Genomic DNA, 16,979 nt, shown 5'->3' with positions numbered 1-16,979 from the left:
GAACACAACCGCGTTTGCAGGAGCAAAATGACTGAGCACGATCCCTTCGGCTTTACCGGACTCACCTATGACGATGTGTTGCTGCTTCCGGAAGAAACCGATGTGATTCCGTCTGAGGTGGACACGACCACGCAGCTCACGCGCAACATCTCGATCAAGGTGCCGCTCGTTTCGGCGGCGATGGACACGGTGACCGAGTCGCGACTCGCGATTGCGATGGCCCGCCAGGGTGGCCTCGGCATCATCCACCGCAATGCCTCGATTCAGGACCAGTCCGTCATGGTCGACCGCGTGAAGCGGTCGGAGTCGGGCATGATCACCAACCCCATCACGACCTCGGCCGGCGCGACCGTCGCCGACGTCGACGAGATCTGCGGCCAGTTCCGCATCTCGGGCCTGCCCGTCGTCGACGAGGCCGGCAAGCTCGTCGGCATTATCTCGAACCGCGATATGCGCTTCGTCGCCGACAGCGAGAAGGCGACCACCAAGGTGCACGAGGTGATGACCTCGGAGGGCCTCGTGACCGGCCCCGTCGGCATCAGCGGCGACGACGCGTTCCGCCTGCTCGGCCAGCACCGCATCGAGAAGCTGCCCCTCGTCGACGAGGGGGGCATTCTGCGCGGCCTCGTGACGGTGAAGGACTTCGACAAGCGCGACAAGTACCCGCTCGCGACGAAGGATGCGAGCAACCGGCTGCGCGTCGGCGCGGCCATCGGCTTCTTCGGCGACGCCTGGGAGCGTGCGGGCTCGCTGCGCGACGCCGGGGTCGACGTCATCGTCGTCGACACCGCGAACGGCCACTCGCGCGGCGAGATCGACATGATCCGCAAGCTCAAGGCCGACCCGGCGTTCAAGGACGTCGACATCATCGGCGGCAACGTCGCGACCCGCGAGGGCGCCGCGGCGCTCGTCGAGGCGGGCGCGGATGCGGTCAAGGTCGGCGTGGGCCCCGGCTCGATCTGCACGACCCGCATCGTTGCCGGTGTGGGCGTGCCGCAGGTCACCGCGATCTACGAGGCCTCGAAGGCGACCCGCGGCACCGGCGTACCGGTCATCGCTGACGGCGGCCTGCAGTACTCGGGCGACATCGCGAAGGCGCTCGTCGCCGGCGCGAACGCCGTCATGCTCGGCTCGCTGCTCGCGGGCACCGACGAGGCGCCCGGAGACCTCATCTTCGTCAACGGCAAGCAATACAAGTCGTACCGCGGCATGGGCTCGCTCGGCGCGATGCAGACCCGCGGCAAGAAGACCTCGTACTCGCGCGACCGCTACTTCCAGGCCGACGTGCCGAGCGACGACGAGCTCATCGCCGAGGGCATCGAGGGCAAGGTGCAGTACCGCGGCACCGTGCGCCAGAACGTGTTCCAGCTCACCGGCGGCCTGCACCAGTCGATGTTCTACGTCGGCGCCCGCACGATTCCCGACCTGCAGTCGCGCGGTCGCTTCGTGCGCATCACGGCGGCGGGCCTCAAGGAAAGCCACCCCCACGACGTGCAGATGGTCGTGGAGGCCCCGAACTACAAGAAGTAGGCGCGTGCGCGAGGCCGGCGCCGCGCTCGCGGCCGGCCCCGCGCATCCGCCACCTCAGCCATAGGTGTTGCGTTTGGCCCCATTTTCACGCGATTCCAGCGAGGAAATGGGGCCAACCGCAACACCAATGCATCGTTGAGAGCGGCTAGTTTTCGGCGCGGCCGAGGCGCCAGTAGCCCATGAAGGCGACGGTGCGCTTGTCGATGCCACGCTCGCCGACGAGGTGCCGGCGCAGCGTCTTGACGGCGTTCGACTCACCCGCGAGCCAGGTGTAGAGCGAGGTCTGCTCGAGTGCGGCACCGCCCTTCGCGGTGCGGGGCACCTCCCAGAGCAGATCGGTGTCGAGGTTGATCTCGGTGACGGTCTGCGGCGTGCCTTCGGGCGCGAGTTCGGCTGCGGCCCGCTCGACTGCGGGGATGAGCGCCGAACCATGCTCGGCACCCGCCCGTGCGACGGCGCGCACCTCGAAGCCCGGATGTGCGGGGAAATACGCCGCGTCGGCGGCCGACTCGACCTCGACGACGGCCACGCCCCGAACATCCGCCGGCAACTGCTCGAGCATGACCGCGATCGCGGGCGCCGCCGTCTCGTCACCAATGAGCAGGAACTGCTCGGTGCGTGCCGGCGGCACGAAGTCGACGCCGCCGGGCTCGCCGTCGAAGCGCGCATCCGGGCCGAGCAGCACCAGCTCGTCGCCCACGGTGGCGGTCTCGAGCCAGCGCGAGGCCGGGCCGGTTCCGCCAGGGTGCACCACGAGGTCGACATCGACCTCATTGCGCTCGGCCCGCACGTAGCGGGTCGTGTAGGTGCGGATGGGCGGGCGCGAGTCTTCGGGCAGCTCGCGCCAATCGCCGTACCAGTCCGTCGAGCCGAGCAGCGTGCGCGCATCCGCGGTCGGCGTCGAGAAAAGCAGCTTGATGCGCTGGTCCCAGCCCGGGTCGCCGAAGTGTTCGAGCGAATCGTCGACGAACGTGACTCGGCGGAAGCCGGGGGAGATGTCGCGTACCGCGGCGACGCGCACCGGGAACAGGGCGAACGGGGCGACGGTGGTGCTAACGGGCATTGCTTCCTCCGGAGGGGTCGGTATGGTGACGGCCGACGGGCAGCACGAGCGGTGCGCCCGAGACCGGGTCGTCGATGACGCGCGAGGTTATGTCGTACACCTCGGCCATGGTGGCTTCGGTGACGACCTCGCGCGGGCTGCCGGTCGCGACGATCTTGCCGCGGCGCATGGCGATGAGGTGATCGGCGTAGCGGGCGGCGATGTTCACGTCGTGGAGCACCATGACGATGGTCGTGCCGCGCTCGCGGTTGAGGTCGGTGAGCAGGTCGAGCACCTCGTACTGGTGTGTCACGTCGAGGAACGTCGTCGGCTCGTCGAGCAGCAACACGTCGGTGCGCTGCGCGAGGGCCATCGAGATCCACACGCGCTGCCGCTGGCCGCCCGAGAGCTCGTCGATGGCACGGCCCGCGAGCTCGGTGACACCGGTCGCGGCGAGGGCGTCGGCGATCACCGCGTCGTCGTCAGCGGCATGCGTCTGAAACGCCCGGTGATGCGGGTGCCGGCCGCGCGCGACGAGGTCGTACACCGTGATGCCCTCGGGCGCGATCGGCTGCTGGGGGAGCAGCCCGAGCTGGCGGGCGAGCTCCTTCGACGGCATCGCGGCGACGTCGCGCCCGTCGAGCACGACGCTACCCGCGAGCGGCTTGAGCACGCGCACGAAGGTCTTGAGCAGGGTCGACTTGCCGCAGGCGTTGGCGCCGAGAATCACCGTGATTTTGCCGGGCGGGATGCGCACGGTCGCGTCATGGACGATCGCGGTGCGGCCGTAGCCCGCGTCGAGCCCCGACGCTTCGAGCACGAGAGCGTGCTTCGTCATTGGGCCCCCTTTCGGTTGGAGCGGATGAGGAGGTACAAGAAGAACGGCGCGCCCATGAGCCCCGTGACGACGCCAACGGGCAGGCGCACGCCGAGCGCGTGCTGACCGATGAGTTCGCACGCGAGCACGAGCACCGCGCCGACGAGCGCCGCGGGCACGATCGGCGAATGATTGCTGCGGCCCGTGAGGCGCAGCGCGATCGGACCCGAAAGGAATGCGACGAACGAGATCGGGCCGGATGCGGCGGTCGCGAACGCTGTGAGGGCGACGGCGAGCAGCATGAGGGCGAGGCGCGAGCGCTGCACGCGCACGCCGAGCCCGGTGGCCGCCTCGTCGCCAAGCTCCATTGGCAGCAGGTTGCGCTGGAGGGCGAGCACCCCACCGCCGCACACGACAACGGCGATGAGCAGCACAGGAATGTCGTCCCAACTCGCATTATTGAGACTGCCATTGAGCCAGCGCAGCGCCGCGGGCACGCTGTTCACATTGCCGTACATGAGCAGGTAGCTCGTCACCGAGACGAGCATGGCGCTCACACCAATACCGATGAGGATCAGTCGGCCGCCGAAGCCACCGCGTCCCGCGGCGAGCGCGGCGATGAGGAGCGCGATTGCGATGCCAGCGATCACCGCGAGGGCCGAGACGGCGGGCCCGCTGAGCCCGAGCACGAGGAGGCCGAACACGGCCGCCGTGCTCGACCCCGACGAAATACCGATGATGTCGGGGCTCGCGAGATCGTTGCGAAGCAGATTCTGGAAGACGGAGCCGCTGATACCGAAGGCGATGCCGGCGAGAACCGCGAGCGATGCTGCCGGGAGGCGTCGCTGGCCGACGTTGAATGATGCGCCCGGAACGTCCTGGCCACTGAGCACCGCCAGAATGTCGGTGATCGGGTAGACCACGTCGCCGATCATCGCAAAGGCGAGCATGAGCGCTGCGAGGAGCACCACGAGCACCCCAACGACGATGCGATAGCGGCGGGTGCGGGCGCGGCGGACGATGTCGAGGGTCATAGTTCGCGCACCTTCGCGCGGCGGGCGATGACGATGAGCATCGGCGCGCAGACGAACGCGGTGATGAGGCCGACCGCGAGCTCGCCGGGGCGCACGACGACGCGGCCGATGACGTCGGCGAGCAGCAGCAGTGTCGCGCCGCCGAGGGCCGAGAGCGGTACGACCCAGGCCTGGTTCGGGCCGACGAGGAACCGCACGATGTGGGGCACCATGAGCCCGACGAAGCTGATTGGCCCGGCGACCGCGGTGACGGAAGCGCAGAGCAGCACGCCCGAGATGGCGACGAGGATGCGCGTGCGCAGCACGTTCACGCCGAGCCCGGTCGCGGCCTCGTCGCCGAGCGCGAGCGAGTTGAGCGGGCCGAGCGAGAACGCCGTGAGGGCCGCCGCGATGATGAGCAGCGGCGAGATGATCGCGAGTGACTCCCAGCTGCCGCGGCCGACCGAGCCGACGGTCCAGTGCCGCCACACGTCGAGCACGTCGCTCTGCGTGAGCGTGACGACGCTGACGAGCGACGTGAGCACGGCGGTGGTCGCGACACCGGCGAGCGCGAGCTTCACGGGCGTCGCGCCGCCCGAGCCGAGCGAGGCGATCGCGTAGACCGCCACCGCCGTGACGAGCCCGCCGAGGAGCGCGAACGCGAGGTACTGGGGGAGGGTGGAGAGGCCAAAGACCGACATGCTCACGACGACGCCGAGCGCGGCGCCGGTGTTGATACCGAGGATGCCCGGGTCGGCAATAGGATTGCGGGTGAGGGCCTGCATGAGGGCGCCAGAGACACCGAGGGCGGCACCCGCCACGAGCGTGAAGATGGTGCGGGGAATGCGCTCCTGCACCGCGATCGCGCCGATGTCGGTCGCGCCGGCGTTGCCGGTGACGCCGTCAAGAAACTCCTGCCAACTCACCACCCGGGCGCCGAACGCGAGGGAAAGTGCGGCGGCCACCGCCAGCAGACCTACGAGCAGGAGGAGCCCGAGGAGTCTGCGGCGGCGGCCGATTCGCACACTGTGCACGCGGGGACTACTTGACCTTGTCGGCCGCGTCGGCGATCAGCTGCACGTACTCGTCGACACCCCACGGAATCGAGAGGGGCGACGGGTTCGCCGAGGCGGCGAGGGCGCCATCGTTGCCGAGCAGCACAACCGAGCCGTTCTGCACGGCGGGGATCTGGCTGATCAGCGGGTCGGCCTGCCACTCGTCGAGGAGTGCCTGGTCGCCGTAGACAACGAGCACGTCAACGTCGTTGAGCTGGTCGATGTTCTCTGAGCTAATGTCGACGTAGAAGCCGTCGGCGGTTTCGCTCGCGTCGGCCACCGACTGTGGCACCGAGAGGCCGAGGTCTTCGAGGTAGCCCGCGCGCGGGTCGAGCGACGTGTAGAAGCCGATCTGCGACTCGTCGCCGAGGCCGGCGTACATGAACGCGCCGGTCTTGCCGTCGATCTGCGGGTACTGGGCGACCTTCTCGTCGAGCAGCGTCTCGAGCTCGGTGGTGAGCGCTTCGCCTTCGGCAGCCAAGCCCAGGGCCTCCGAGTTGTACTTGATCTGGTCGCGCCAGGTCGTGGCCCACGCCGTCTCGGGGTACGCGACGGTGTCGGCGATGTCGCTCAGCGTGCCGTATTCCTCTTCGGTGATGCCCGAGTAGGCGGCGAGGATCACATCGGGGGCGGTGTTCGCGAGGGCCTCGTAGTCGATGCCGTCGGTCTCGTCGAAGAGCACGGGGTCGCCACCGAGCTCTTCGACCTTCTCCTTCGTCCACGGCATCATGCCGCTGCCGTCCTCGACGCCCCAGGTCTGGGCGCCGAAGCCGACGGGCGAGACGCCGAGCGCGAGCGCCGTGTCTTGGTTGGCCCAGCCGACGGCGGCGACGTTGGTCGGCTTCGCGTCGATCGTGGTAGTGCCGAGCGCATGCTCGATCGTGATGGGGTAGCCCGCCTCGCCGCTCGCGGCGCCGTCGCTGCCGGATGCGGGGCTCGAGCAGGCAGCAAGGGCCAAGGATGCGACAAGAGTCGTGGCGACGGTGGTCACGCGGCGTGCGCGCATGGGGGATCCTTTCGTAGGGACCTCAGGAGGAAGGTCACGCGATCGAGGACATTCGATGGAGCCCGTGTCGATCGTGACTCAGGTAAGGCTACCCTAATTCACTCCGAGCTTGGGTCGTTGTTGGGTGCACAGAATTACCGAGACGCCGACCAAGAATGGTCGCTTTTGCGTAATCTCACGCATCTGCGTGCAACAAACTTGCAAAGATTTTCAGGTTTCCTGAACGACATCTGTGCAATGGGTGAACAACCACCTAAAGTATTCATCCAAAGATCCGGCTTCGGGCAGGCAGAGTTGCACGCCCATTCCAGAGAAGTCGGCCTCACCAAAGAATTGAGGAAACATGTCGAGACGACCACGACTCCTGCGGGGCTCCATCGCCCTCGCAGCTGCAGGTGCGCTCATGCTCGCTGGCTGCGCCAGCGGCAACACCGGCGGCGATGGTGCGACGGAGGCCGCCAGCGGCGACTCGTCGGCGATCATCACCACCAACGGTAGCGAGCCCCAGAACCCGCTGATCACCTATGCCACCACCGAAACCGGTGGCGGCAAGATCCTGAGTGCGATGTACGCCGGCCTCGTCAGCTACGACGCCACCGGTCAGTACCAGAACGAGATGGCCGAGTCGATCGAAAGCGACGACGCGACCACCTGGACGATCACGATCAAGCCGGACTGGACCTTCACCAACGGTGAGGCGATCACCGCGCAGACGTACGTGGACACCTGGAGCCACGCGGCGCAGGACCCTTCGGGCGCCTACTGGTTCGGGAACTTTGAGGGCGCCAGCGAAGACGGCAGCACCGAGCTGACCGGCATCGAGGCGACCGACGACACCACCTTCACGGTAACGCTGAAGGAGCCGGAGGCTGACTTCCCGATCCGTCTTGGCTACACCGCGTACATGCCGCTGCCCTCGGTCGCGTTCGAAGACATCGAGGCGTTCGGCGAGAACCCGATCGGCAACGGCCCCTACATGCCGGATGGCGAGGACGCTTGGGCGCACGACGAGAGCATGTCGCTCGTCACCAACCCGGACTACTCGGGCAACCGCACCCCGGTCAACGGCGGCGTGAAGTTCGTCTTCTACACCGGTCTCGAGGCTGCCTACGCCGATGCGCAGGGTGGCAACCTTGACGTGCTCGACACCGTGCCAGACACGTCGTTCAGCACCTACACGACCGACTTCCCCGACCGCAACGTCAACCAGGCGGCCGCGATCTACCAGGGCATCAACATCCCCTTCTACCTCGACCACTTCGCCGATGACGAGGAAGGCAAGCTTCGCCGCGAGGCCATCTCGCTGGCGATCAACCGCGAGGAGATCACCGACACGATCTTCCAGGGCACCCGCACGCCGGCCACCGACTTCACGTCGCCGGTCGTTGAGGGCTACGACGAGAACCTCGAGGGCAACGAGGTGCTGAGCTACGACCCCGAGAAGGCGAAGGAACTCTGGGCCCAGGCCGACGAGATCTCGCCGTACGAGGGCACGTTCTACATTTCGTACAACGCCGACGGCGGCCACCAGGCCTGGGTCGACGCCACCGCGAACAGCATCTCGAACACGCTCGGCATCACCGCCGAGGGCGAGTCGTACCCGACCTTCGCCGCGGCCCTTGAGGACCGCGAGGCGCAGAAGCTCGACGGTGCTACCCGCGCTGGCTGGCAGGGTGACTACCCGTCGCAGGGTAACTTCCTCTCGGGTCAGTACCAGACCGGTGCTTCCTCGAACTACGAGGGCTACTCGAACCCCGACTTCGATGCGAAGGTGCAGGCAGCACTCTCGGCCGCTACTCCTGAAGAGGCAACCGCGCTCTACACCGAAGCCCAGCAGATCCTCCTTGAGGATCTCCCTTCGGTTCCGCTCTGGTACCAGAACGCGGTTGGTGTCTGGGGCGAGACCGTCAGCAACGTCACCTTCGGGTGGGACTCGGTGCCGCTCTACGAGCAGATCACCAAGGAATAACCATTCGAGAACCCGGGGTTCGGTTGCCGAGCGAGTACGCTCGGCAACCGGACCCCGGTTCCATCCGTGCGAACGGGATGCGACCCGTCCCCGTTCGTGACATGTCAAGGAGGAGCCGCCGATGCTTTGGTATCTCGGCCGACGCTTGCTGCAACTCATCCCCGTTTTCTTCGGGGCAACATTCCTGATTTACAGCCTCGTCTTTCTTTTGCCCGGCGACCCGATCGCCGCGCTGTTCGGAGACCGTCAGCCGTCACAAGCGGCCATTGATGCCATCCGGGCGCAGTATCACCTCGATGAACCCTTCATCGCCCAGTACTTCTATTACATTTCTGGCCTCGTCCGCGGCGACTGGGGTACGACCTTCTCGGGTCGCCCTGTCACCGAAGTGATGGCCCACGCCTTCCCCATCACCCTGCGCCTCGCGTTGCTCGCGCTCGCATTCGAAGCTGTCGCGGGCATCCTGATCGGCCTCATCGCTGGCCTGCGCAAGGGCAAGCTCTTCGACGCGAGCGTGCTCGTCGTCAGCCTGCTGCTTATTTCGGTGCCGACGTTCGTCATCGGTTATGTGCTGCAGCTCGTCTTCGCCATCAACCTTGGTTGGGCGCGAACTACCGTGAGCGCCGAAGCGCCCTGGGGTGAGCTGATCCTGCCCGCCATCGTGCTCGCGAGCGCATCCTTCGCCTACATCGTGCGGCTCACGCGTTCGAGCGTCGCCGAGAACATGTCGGCCGACTTCGTGCGCACCGCCACCGCAAAGGGCCTTTCCGGTCGACGCGTCATCACGGTGCACGTCGTGCGCAACTCGCTCATTCCCGTGATCACGTTCCTCGGCATCGACCTCGGCACGCTCATGGTCGGCGCCATCGTTACCGAGGGCATCTTCAACATCAACGGCGTCGGCGGCACGGTCTACCGCGCCGTGACTCTCGGCGAGGGGCCGACCGTCGTGTCGTTCGTCGCCATCATGGTGCTGATCTTCATGCTCGCCAACCTCCTCGTCGACCTGCTCTACGCGTGGCTTGACCCAAGGATTCGCTATGCCAAATAACACTCGTCTGCATCAAGAACGCTTCGTCGCACCCGTCTCAGAGACGCCGGTGCAGGCGGTCGACGCCGTGCGCACGAGCGGCAAGCCGCGCACCACCTGGGGCGACGCCTGGGAGTCGATGCGCCGTCGCCCGATGTTCTGGATCTCGGCGGTACTCATCGTCATCATCCTGTTCGTCGCCTTCTTCCCCGGCGTCTTCACGAACGAGTCGCCGAACCAGGGCTGCCTGCTCGCGAACAGCGACGGCCTGCCCACCGCCGGCCACCCGTTCGGCTACACTCGCCAGGGCTGTGACGTCTTCGCCCGCGTGCTCTACGGCGCGCAGGCCTCGGTGATCGTCGGCTTCCTCGCGACCCTGATCGTCGTGCTGTTCGGCGGCGTCGTCGGCGCGCTCGCCGGCTACTACGGCGGCTGGCTCGACACGATCATCTCGCGCGTGGGCGACATCTTCTTCGCGATCCCGACCGTCCTCGGCGCGATTGTCCTCATGTCGGCCCTCTCGGGGCGCACCCCGCTGCTCGTCGCCCTCGTGATCTCGCTGTTCGCGTGGCCGCAGGTCGCGCGCATCATGCGCGGCTCGGTCATGACCGCAAAGCAGTCGGACTACGTGACCGCGTCGATCGCGCTGGGGCTCTCGCGGTTCCGCATCCTGCTGCGCCACGTGCTGCCGAACGCGATCGGCCCCGTCATCGCCGTCGCGACGGTGTCGCTCGGTGTCTACATCGTGGCCGAGTCGACCCTGTCGTTCCTCGGTATCGGCCTGCCGCCGAGCACGATGTCGTGGGGTAACGATATTTCCCAGGCACGCGCATCCCTCAACACCAACCCGCTCGTGCTCGTGTTCCCGGCCGCCGCGCTGTCGCTCACGGTACTCTCGTTCCTCATGCTCGGTGACGTGGTCACCGACGCGCTCGACCCGAAGGAGCGTGCACGCCGATGACCACCAGCCCAGCAACTACGCCGGAGACGACGGGCGCGGCGGAGACGCCGCTGCTCGAGATCCGCAACTTGCAGGTGAACTTCGAGACGAAGTCGGGTTCTGTGCCAGCCGTGCGCGGCGTCGACCTCACGATCTATCCCGGCCAGTCGGTCGCGATCGTGGGCGAGTCGGGCTCCGGCAAGTCGACCACAGCGCAGTCGATTATTCAGCTGCTACCCGGCACCGGTCACGTGACCGGCGGCGAGGTTCTCTTCGAGGGGCGCGACCTCACGAAGCTGAACTCGCGCGATATCACCGAGCTGCGCGGCGAGCAGATTGGCTACGTGCCGCAGGACCCGATGTCGAACCTCAATCCGGTGTGGACCATCGGGTTCCAGGTCGAAGAGACGATTCGCGCGAACAACGTCGCACAGGGCCGCAAGGCGGTGCGCCAGCGGGCGATCGAGGTGCTCACCGAAGCTGGCCTGCCGGATGCGCAGGCTCGCCTTCGCCAGTACCCGCACGAGTTCTCGGGCGGCATGCGCCAGCGCGCGCTGATCGGTATTGGTATGTCGGCCCGGCCGAAGCTGCTCATCGCCGACGAGCCGACCTCGGCCCTCGACGTGACGGTGCAGCGGCAGATCCTCGACCACCTCGAGAGCCTGACGGCGACACACGGCACCTCGGTGCTGTTCATCACGCACGACCTCGGCCTCGCAGCCGACCGTGCCGAGCACCTCGTCGTCATGTACAAGGGCCAGGTCGTCGAGTCCGGGCCGTCGCGCGAGATCCTCACCGACCCGCAGCATCCCTACACGAAGCGCCTCGTGAGCGCCGCGCCGAGCCTCGCCTCGAAGCGGCTCGAGGTGGCTCGCCAGGACGACCTCGACGTGTCGCCGACGGGTGCCCTTGAGGAGCAGATGCTCGAGCGCGCCGCCGAGCGCGAGGAGGTGGCCGAAGAGGCCCCGTCGAGCGAGCCGCCGCTGATTCAGATCAAGGATGCGCAGAAGATTTACAAGCTGCGCACCCGCGGCCTCGCGAAGAAGGAGGTTCGCGCCGTCGACGGCGTGAGCGTTGACGTCGCGCGCGGCACGACCACGGCGATCGTGGGGGAGTCGGGCTCGGGCAAGTCGACCCTCGCGAAGCTGTTCCTGCAGCTCGAACCGCTGACCTCCGGCAGCATCGAGTTCGACGGCCGCGACATCACGCGACTGAGCCGTAAGGAGCTGCTCGCGTTCCGTCGTCGCGTGCAGCCGGTGTTCCAGGACCCGTACGGCACGCTCGACCCGCAGTACAGCGTCGGCAACACCATTGCCGAGCCGATGGCGATTCACGGCGTCGGTACGCCGAAGTCGCGCCGCGAGCGTGTCGAGGAGCTGCTCGAGCAGGTGGCCCTGCCGACCGAGCTGCGCGACCGCTACCCGAGCGAGCTTTCGGGCGGTCAGCGACAGCGTGTCGCCGTCGCCCGTGCGCTGGCGCTGCAGCCCGAGGTGCTTGTGCTCGACGAGGCCGTCTCGGCACTCGACGTGCTCGTGCAGGGGCAGATTCTGCAGCTGCTCACGAAGCTGCAGCACGAGCTCGGCCTGACGTATCTGTTCATCACGCACGACCTCGCGGTCGTGCGCCTGGTGGCCGACAACGTCTGCGTGATGCGCCAGGGCCAGATCGTCGAGCGTGGCACGACCGACGAGCTCTTCGACAACCCGCGCGAGGAGTACACGCAGCGCCTGCTCGAGGCGATCCCCGGTGCGAACTTCGAGTTCGCCGCCGAGGCCTAAGCCTCAGCACCACCCGCTGCCGCCCGGCGCTTCCTCGAAAGCCGGGCGGCAGCCCCCGTTTCCCGCTGTGTGAGGGGGGTTGAGTGGTCGTTTTTTGTAGTTCTGGCACCGCCAGAACTACAAAAAACGACCACTCAACCCCCCTCTAACGGCAACCCGGTTAGGGGGATTCCGGGGTGTGGCGTTGGAGGAACTCGAGGACGGCGACGCGGTCGACGCCCGTGAACGTGCCCGTCGGCATCGCCGCGAGCAGCGACGAGTTCATGCGGGCGCTCGGGTAGGAGCGCTCGCCCCAGCGCTCGACGAGCTCCTCCTCGGGCTCGCGGCAGCACGACGGGTTCGGGCAGTCAGAGCGCAGCCGCACCGACGTGTCGCGGCCACGGAACCACTTCGCCTCCGAAAACTTCGTGCCGACGCTGATCGAATAACTGCCGCCCGGCCCCGACTCGACCTGCGAGGTGCACCAATAGGTGCCCGCCGGCTTGTCGGTGTACTGCGAGTAGGTGCCGATGCGCTGATCGGTCGTGAAGACCTGCCGGGCGCTCCACCAGCGGCAGACGATCTGCCCCTCGACATTGCCCAGCGCATCCGTCGGGAAGAGCACCGAGTCGTTCTCGTAGGCCTTGAGCACCGCGCCCGACTCGTGCACCTTGAGGAAATGTACGGGTATTTCCAAGTGCTGTGTCGCGAGGTTGCTGAAGCGATGAGCGGCCGTTTCGTAGGTGACGCCGTAGTGGCCGCGGAATTCTTCGATCGACAGATCGCGCCGCTGCTTCGACGCGCGCAGCAGGGGAGCGGCGCTCGACTCGGGCAGGAGAATCGCGCCCGTGAGGTAGTTCGTCTCGACGCGCTGCTGTAGCAGGTCGCCGTAGTCGACCGGCTCGCGCTTGCCGAGCACATGCGCGGCGAGCGCCTGCAAGACGACCGAGCGCGAGCGACTCACACCGCTCGCGGAAAGATAGACGCGCATCCGCTCGCTGTCGGTGATGCTGCGGGTCGAGTAGGGGAGGTCGGTCACGGCGTGCAGCGTGAAGCCGAGGTGCTCGGCGATCTGCTTTACGGTGTCCATCGACACCGGCCCCTCGCGATAGCCGACGGCACGCAGCAGCGCTTCGGCCTCGCGCTCGAGCTCCTCGAAGTAGTTGCCGCGCTCGCGCTGATCGGCGCGCAGCTGCAGGTTCGCGAGGCGCGCGACCTCGGGCGTCGCGGCCCGCGTCGAATGCAACTCGGTGAGTTCGCCCAGCAGCTTGAGCATCGCCTGCATCGTTTCGTCGCTGAGCGACTTGCGCACCGGAATCTCCGGCAGCCCGAGGCTCGCGTAAAGGGGAGTGCGCTGCGCCCGCAAGAATTCGATCTCGAGCGCATCCCGTTCGCTCAGCTCGCCCGACTGAGCGAGCGCATCGCTTGAGGTGTCGAGCGCGGTCGCGATGTCTTGCAGCTCGCTCAAGCGCAGATCGCGCTGTCCGTTCTCGATCACCGAGACGCGCGAGGGCGCCTTGCCGATGCGGTCAGAGAACTCTTGCAGCGAGAGGCCGAGCTCGACTCGGCGGGCTCGGATGCGGCGGCCGAGGGTCAACGCGTCATTGGGGACCATGACGCAATCTTGGCCGAGCATCGGGTTCGGAGCAACGCGAACTTTTCCGAAGTGCGGAAAAACGGCAACATTTCTGCCCCGGTTTGGGAGTTCGAGGCGTGCCGGCGGCCGCAAGCTGGATGCACACCAGGCAACGAGCGCAGGCTCGGCCACCGAGAAGACAAGGAAGTCCGCGATGTCGAACAACCAGCTGCCAGGAGACCAGACCCAGACCGCCGCAGAGCTGCAGGCTGAGTGGGAGAGCAACCCCCGCTGGGATGGCGTCGAGCGTAACTACACCGCCGAAGACGTCATCAAGCTGCGCGGCCCGTTCCGCGAGGAGCACACGACGGCCCGCCGCGGCGCCGAGCGCCTCTGGTCGCAGATTCAGCGCAACCACGAGGACCCGAACGAGTGGACCTACGCCCTCGGCGCCCTCACCGGTAACCAGGCCGTGCAGCAGGTGCGCGCCGGTCTGCAGGCCGTCTACCTCTCGGGCTGGCAGGTCGCCGCCGACGCAAACCTCTCGGGCCAGACCTACCCCGACCAGTCGCTCTACCCGGCCAACTCGGTTCCCGCCGTCGTCAGCCGCATCAACAGCGCCCTCCAGCGCGCGGGCCAGATCGAGTTCGCCGAGACCGGCACGACCGAGCGCGACTGGATGGCCCCGGTCGTCGCCGACGCCGAGGCCGGCTTCGGTGGCCCGCTCAACGCCTACGAGCTCATGCACCAGATGATCTCGGCCGGCGCGGCCGGCGTGCACTGGGAAGACCAGCTCGCGAGCGAGAAGAAGTGCGGCCACATGGGCGGCAAGGTGCTCGTGCCCACCAGCCAGCACATCCGCACCCTCAACGCGGCTCGCCTCGCGGCCGACGTCGCCGACGTGCCGACCCTCGTCATCGCCCGCACCGACTCACTCGCGGCCACCCTCATCACGAGCGACGTTGACGAGCGCGACCGCCCCTTCGTGACCGGCGACCGCACCGCCGAGGGCTTCTACGAGGTGCAGAACGGTATTGAGCCGGTCATCGCTCGCTGCCTCGAATACGCGAAGTACGCCGACATGCTCTGGGTTGAGACCGCGGTGCCCGACCTCGAGCACGCCCGCGTCGTCGCCGAGCGCGTCCGCGCCGAGCACCCCGGCCAGCTGCTGGCCTACAACTGCTCGCCGAGCTTCAACTGGCGCCGCCACCTCGACGACGACCAGATCTCCCGCTTCCAGCGCGAGCTCTCGGCCATGGGCTACGCGTTCCAGTTCATCACCCTCGCCGGCTTCCACGCGCTCAACCACTCGATGTTCGAGCTCGCCCGCGGCTACGAGGAGCGCCAGATGGAGGCGTACGTCGAGCTGCAGGAGGCCGAGTTCGCCTCCGAGGCCAACGGCTACACCGCCACCAAGCACCAGCGCGAGGTCGGCACCGGCTACTTCGACCTCATCTCGACCGCGCTCAACCCCGACTCGAAGACCCTCGCTCTCGTGGGCTCGACCGAATCCGAACAGTTTCACTAGGCCGCCAGGGCCGCTCGCGCGAAGGAGCGCATCATGACCATTCTCACGACCGAACAGACCACCACCCGCACCGGCGGGCGCATCGAAATCCGCGGCACCATGCATCCTCGCTTCGACGAGGTGCTCACGCCCGAGGCCCTCGAGTTTCTCGCCCAGCTGCACGACCGTTTCGGTCAGCGCCGCTGCAACCTGCTCGCGGCTCGCGATGAGCGCCGCCGCGAAATCTCGCAGGGCGCGAACCTCGACTTCCTCGCCGAGACCCGACACATCCGCGAGGATTCGAGCTGGCAGGTCGCCGGTACGGGCCCGGGGCTCGAGGACCGCCGCGTCGAAATCACTGGTCCGACCGACCGCAAGATGACGATCAACGCGATGAACTCGGGCGCCAAGGTCTGGCTCGCCGACCATGAGGATGCGACGAGCCCCACGTGGTTCAACGTTATCGATGGCCAGCTCAACCTCGCCGACGCGATTCGCCGACGCATCGACTTCACGGCCGAAAACGGCAAGGAGTACCGCCTCGGCGAGCAGACGCCGACGATCGTGTTCCGCCCGCGCGGGTGGCACCTGCCCGAGAACCACCTTCGGTACGTGGATGAGCGGGGCCAGTCGGGCGTCGTGTCGGCGTCGCTCGTCGACTTCGGCCTCTACTTCTTCCACAACGCGAAGGAGCTGCTCGCGACTGGCACCGGCCCATACTTCTACCTGCCGAAGCTCGAGAACCACCGCGAGGCGCGCCTCTGGAACGACGTGTTCACCTTCGCCGAGCGCCACGTGGGCGTGCCGTACGGTTCGGTGCGGGCCACCGTACTCATCGAGACGATCACCGCGGCGTTCGAGATGGAGGAGATCCTCTACGAGCTGCGCGACCACTGCGCCGGCCTCAACGCGGGCCGCTGGGACTACCTGTTCAGCATCATCAAGACCTTCCGCGACCGCTCGAAGCGTTGGGTGCTGCCGAACCGTGGCCAGCTCTCGATGACGCAGCCGTTCATGACCGCGTACACCGAGCTGCTCGTGGCGACGTGTCACCGTCGCGGCGCCTTCGCAATTGGCGGCATGGCGGCGTTCATCCCGAACCGCTCCGACCCCGAGGCGACCGCGCGGGCGCTCGAGAAGGTGTCGGCCGATAAGCGTCGAGAGGCGGCCGCGGGCTTCGACGGCTCGTGGGTCGCGCATCCGGGGCTCGTCGAGACCGCGCAGGCGGAGTTCGACGAGGTGCTCGGGGATGCGCCGAACCAGATTTCGCGCCAGCGCCCGGATGTGCAGGTGACGGCTGCTGAGCTGCTCGACCTGCGCATCGAGGGCGGCGAGATCACCGTTGAAGAGGGCCTCAAGGTGAACATCCGCGTGGCCATGCTCTACATCGCGAGCTGGCTGCGGGGCACCGGTGCCGCGGCGATCTACGGCCTGATGGAGGATGCGGCGACGGCGGAGATCTCGCGCTCGCAGCTCTGGCAGTGGATTCACCAGGGCGTCGTGACGCAGGACGACGGGATTCCCGTGGTGCGCACCCGCATCGAGGGGTGCATCGAGCGCGTGCTGCGCGAAGACCTCGAGCGCTTCGAGGGCGACCGCCTCGACGAAGCCGCGGGCCTGCTCGCCGAGATCGTGCTCAGCGACGACTACCCGGCGTTCCTCACCATCCCCGCCTACAAGCACCTCACCAAGGACACCGTCCTCTAACAACACAACGGTTGAGTGGTCGTTTTTTGT

General features: G+C 67.3%; 13 protein-coding genes. 7 read left to right on the top strand and 6 right to left on the bottom strand.

The genetic code is table 11. The annotated features are described in order from the left end of the window. The first annotated feature begins 27 nt into the window (after positions 1-27). Positions 28-1,530, top strand: a complete 1,503-nt coding sequence (gene guaB, locus M3M28_RS09580; protein ID WP_249386250.1) for an IMP dehydrogenase — start codon at positions 28-30, stop codon at positions 1,528-1,530. A 145-nt stretch (positions 1,531-1,675) separates the two neighbouring features. Here guaB and M3M28_RS09575 read toward each other — a convergent pair whose 3' ends face one another. From M3M28_RS09575 to M3M28_RS09555, 5 genes are read right to left on the bottom strand one after another with little or no spacing between them, the layout of a single operon-like run. Then, positions 1,676-2,593, bottom strand: a complete 918-nt coding sequence (locus M3M28_RS09575; RefSeq protein WP_249386249.1) for a siderophore-interacting protein — start codon at positions 2,591-2,593, stop codon at positions 1,676-1,678. Then, positions 2,583-3,410, bottom strand: coding sequence for an ABC transporter ATP-binding protein (locus M3M28_RS09570; protein ID WP_249386248.1), 828 nt, complete (start codon positions 3,408-3,410; stop codon positions 2,583-2,585). Before M3M28_RS09570 ends, M3M28_RS09575 begins: the two co-directional genes overlap by 11 nt. Further along, positions 3,407-4,423: a FecCD family ABC transporter permease gene (locus M3M28_RS09565; RefSeq protein ID WP_249386247.1), complete on the bottom strand. Its 1,017-nt coding sequence runs from the start codon at positions 4,421-4,423 to the stop codon at positions 3,407-3,409. Before M3M28_RS09565 ends, M3M28_RS09570 begins: the two co-directional genes overlap by 4 nt. Then, the gene (locus M3M28_RS09560; RefSeq protein ID WP_249386246.1) at positions 4,420-5,436 is read right to left on the bottom strand and encodes a FecCD family ABC transporter permease; all 1,017 of its coding nucleotides are present in this window, start codon (positions 5,434-5,436) and stop codon (positions 4,420-4,422) included. The genes M3M28_RS09565 and M3M28_RS09560 overlap by 4 nt, the downstream gene beginning before the upstream one ends. A gap of 7 nt (positions 5,437-5,443) precedes the next feature. Beyond that, positions 5,444-6,463 carry an iron-siderophore ABC transporter substrate-binding protein gene (locus M3M28_RS09555; RefSeq protein WP_249386245.1) on the bottom strand — a complete coding sequence of 340 codons (1,020 nt, stop codon included), beginning with the start codon at positions 6,461-6,463 and terminating at the stop codon, positions 5,444-5,446. Between the two features lie 343 nt (positions 6,464-6,806). Here M3M28_RS09555 and M3M28_RS09550 point away from each other — a divergent pair, with 343 nt between their 5' ends. From M3M28_RS09550 to M3M28_RS09535, 4 genes are all read left to right on the top strand, one after another. Further along, positions 6,807-8,432, top strand: coding sequence for a peptide ABC transporter substrate-binding protein (locus tag M3M28_RS09550; protein WP_249386244.1), 1,626 nt, complete (start codon positions 6,807-6,809; stop codon positions 8,430-8,432). Positions 8,433-8,553: 121 nt separating this feature from the next. Next, a complete protein-coding gene (locus M3M28_RS09545; RefSeq protein WP_249386243.1) occupies positions 8,554-9,483 on the top strand; it encodes an ABC transporter permease in 930 nt (309 codons plus the stop codon). Further along, positions 9,473-10,423 carry an ABC transporter permease gene (locus M3M28_RS09540; RefSeq protein WP_249386242.1) on the top strand — a complete coding sequence of 317 codons (951 nt, stop codon included), beginning with the start codon at positions 9,473-9,475 and terminating at the stop codon, positions 10,421-10,423. The genes M3M28_RS09545 and M3M28_RS09540 overlap by 11 nt, the downstream gene beginning before the upstream one ends. Further along, the gene (locus M3M28_RS09535; RefSeq protein ID WP_249386241.1) at positions 10,420-12,180 is read left to right on the top strand and encodes a dipeptide ABC transporter ATP-binding protein; all 1,761 of its coding nucleotides are present in this window, start codon (positions 10,420-10,422) and stop codon (positions 12,178-12,180) included. The genes M3M28_RS09540 and M3M28_RS09535 overlap by 4 nt, the downstream gene beginning before the upstream one ends. 160 nt (positions 12,181-12,340) lie before the next feature. Here the strand turns inward: M3M28_RS09535 and M3M28_RS09530 are convergent, their stop codons facing one another. Next, positions 12,341-13,774 (bottom strand): helix-turn-helix domain-containing protein, encoded by a 1,434-nt coding sequence (locus tag M3M28_RS09530; RefSeq protein ID WP_249386240.1) that lies wholly within the window; start codon positions 13,772-13,774, stop codon positions 12,341-12,343. Positions 13,775-13,949: 175 nt separating this feature from the next. Between M3M28_RS09530 and aceA the strand changes: the two genes are divergently transcribed. Both aceA and aceB read left to right on the top strand, forming a co-directional pair. Then, entirely contained in the window at positions 13,950-15,263 is a 1,314-nt protein-coding gene (gene aceA / locus M3M28_RS09525; protein WP_249386239.1) for an isocitrate lyase, read from the top strand. 33 nt (positions 15,264-15,296) lie between these two features. Further along, positions 15,297-16,949, top strand: a complete 1,653-nt coding sequence (gene aceB, locus M3M28_RS09520; protein ID WP_249386238.1) for a malate synthase A — start codon at positions 15,297-15,299, stop codon at positions 16,947-16,949. Positions 16,950-16,979 lie beyond the last annotated feature (30 nt).

Source organism: Gulosibacter sediminis, from assembly GCF_023370115.1.
Lineage (GTDB): Bacteria > Actinomycetota > Actinomycetes > Actinomycetales > Microbacteriaceae > Gulosibacter > Gulosibacter sediminis_A.
This window is presented reverse-complemented; position numbering and strand designations above follow the sequence as displayed.

What these genes read in the sequence shown, in the direction of transcription:
- M3M28_RS09530 (WP_249386240.1), bottom strand. Translation starts at nt 13,774, where the DNA reads ATGGTCCCCAATGACGCGTTGACCCTCGGCCGCCGCATCCGAGCCCGC.
- M3M28_RS09575 (WP_249386249.1), bottom strand. Translation starts at nt 2,593, where the DNA reads ATGCCCGTTAGCACCACCGTCGCCCCGTTCGCCCTGTTCCCGGTGCGC.
- M3M28_RS09545 (WP_249386243.1), top strand. Translation starts at nt 8,554, where the DNA reads ATGCTTTGGTATCTCGGCCGACGCTTGCTGCAACTCATCCCCGTTTTC.
- M3M28_RS09570 (WP_249386248.1), bottom strand. Translation starts at nt 3,410, where the DNA reads ATGACGAAGCACGCTCTCGTGCTCGAAGCGTCGGGGCTCGACGCGGGC.
- guaB (WP_249386250.1), top strand. Translation starts at nt 28, where the DNA reads ATGACTGAGCACGATCCCTTCGGCTTTACCGGACTCACCTATGACGAT.
- M3M28_RS09535 (WP_249386241.1), top strand. Translation starts at nt 10,420, where the DNA reads ATGACCACCAGCCCAGCAACTACGCCGGAGACGACGGGCGCGGCGGAG.
- M3M28_RS09550 (WP_249386244.1), top strand. Translation starts at nt 6,807, where the DNA reads ATGTCGAGACGACCACGACTCCTGCGGGGCTCCATCGCCCTCGCAGCT.
- M3M28_RS09555 (WP_249386245.1), bottom strand. Translation starts at nt 6,463, where the DNA reads ATGCGCGCACGCCGCGTGACCACCGTCGCCACGACTCTTGTCGCATCC.
- aceB (WP_249386238.1), top strand. Translation starts at nt 15,297, where the DNA reads ATGACCATTCTCACGACCGAACAGACCACCACCCGCACCGGCGGGCGC.
- aceA (WP_249386239.1), top strand. Translation starts at nt 13,950, where the DNA reads ATGTCGAACAACCAGCTGCCAGGAGACCAGACCCAGACCGCCGCAGAG.
- M3M28_RS09565 (WP_249386247.1), bottom strand. Translation starts at nt 4,423, where the DNA reads ATGACCCTCGACATCGTCCGCCGCGCCCGCACCCGCCGCTATCGCATC.
- M3M28_RS09540 (WP_249386242.1), top strand. Translation starts at nt 9,473, where the DNA reads ATGCCAAATAACACTCGTCTGCATCAAGAACGCTTCGTCGCACCCGTC.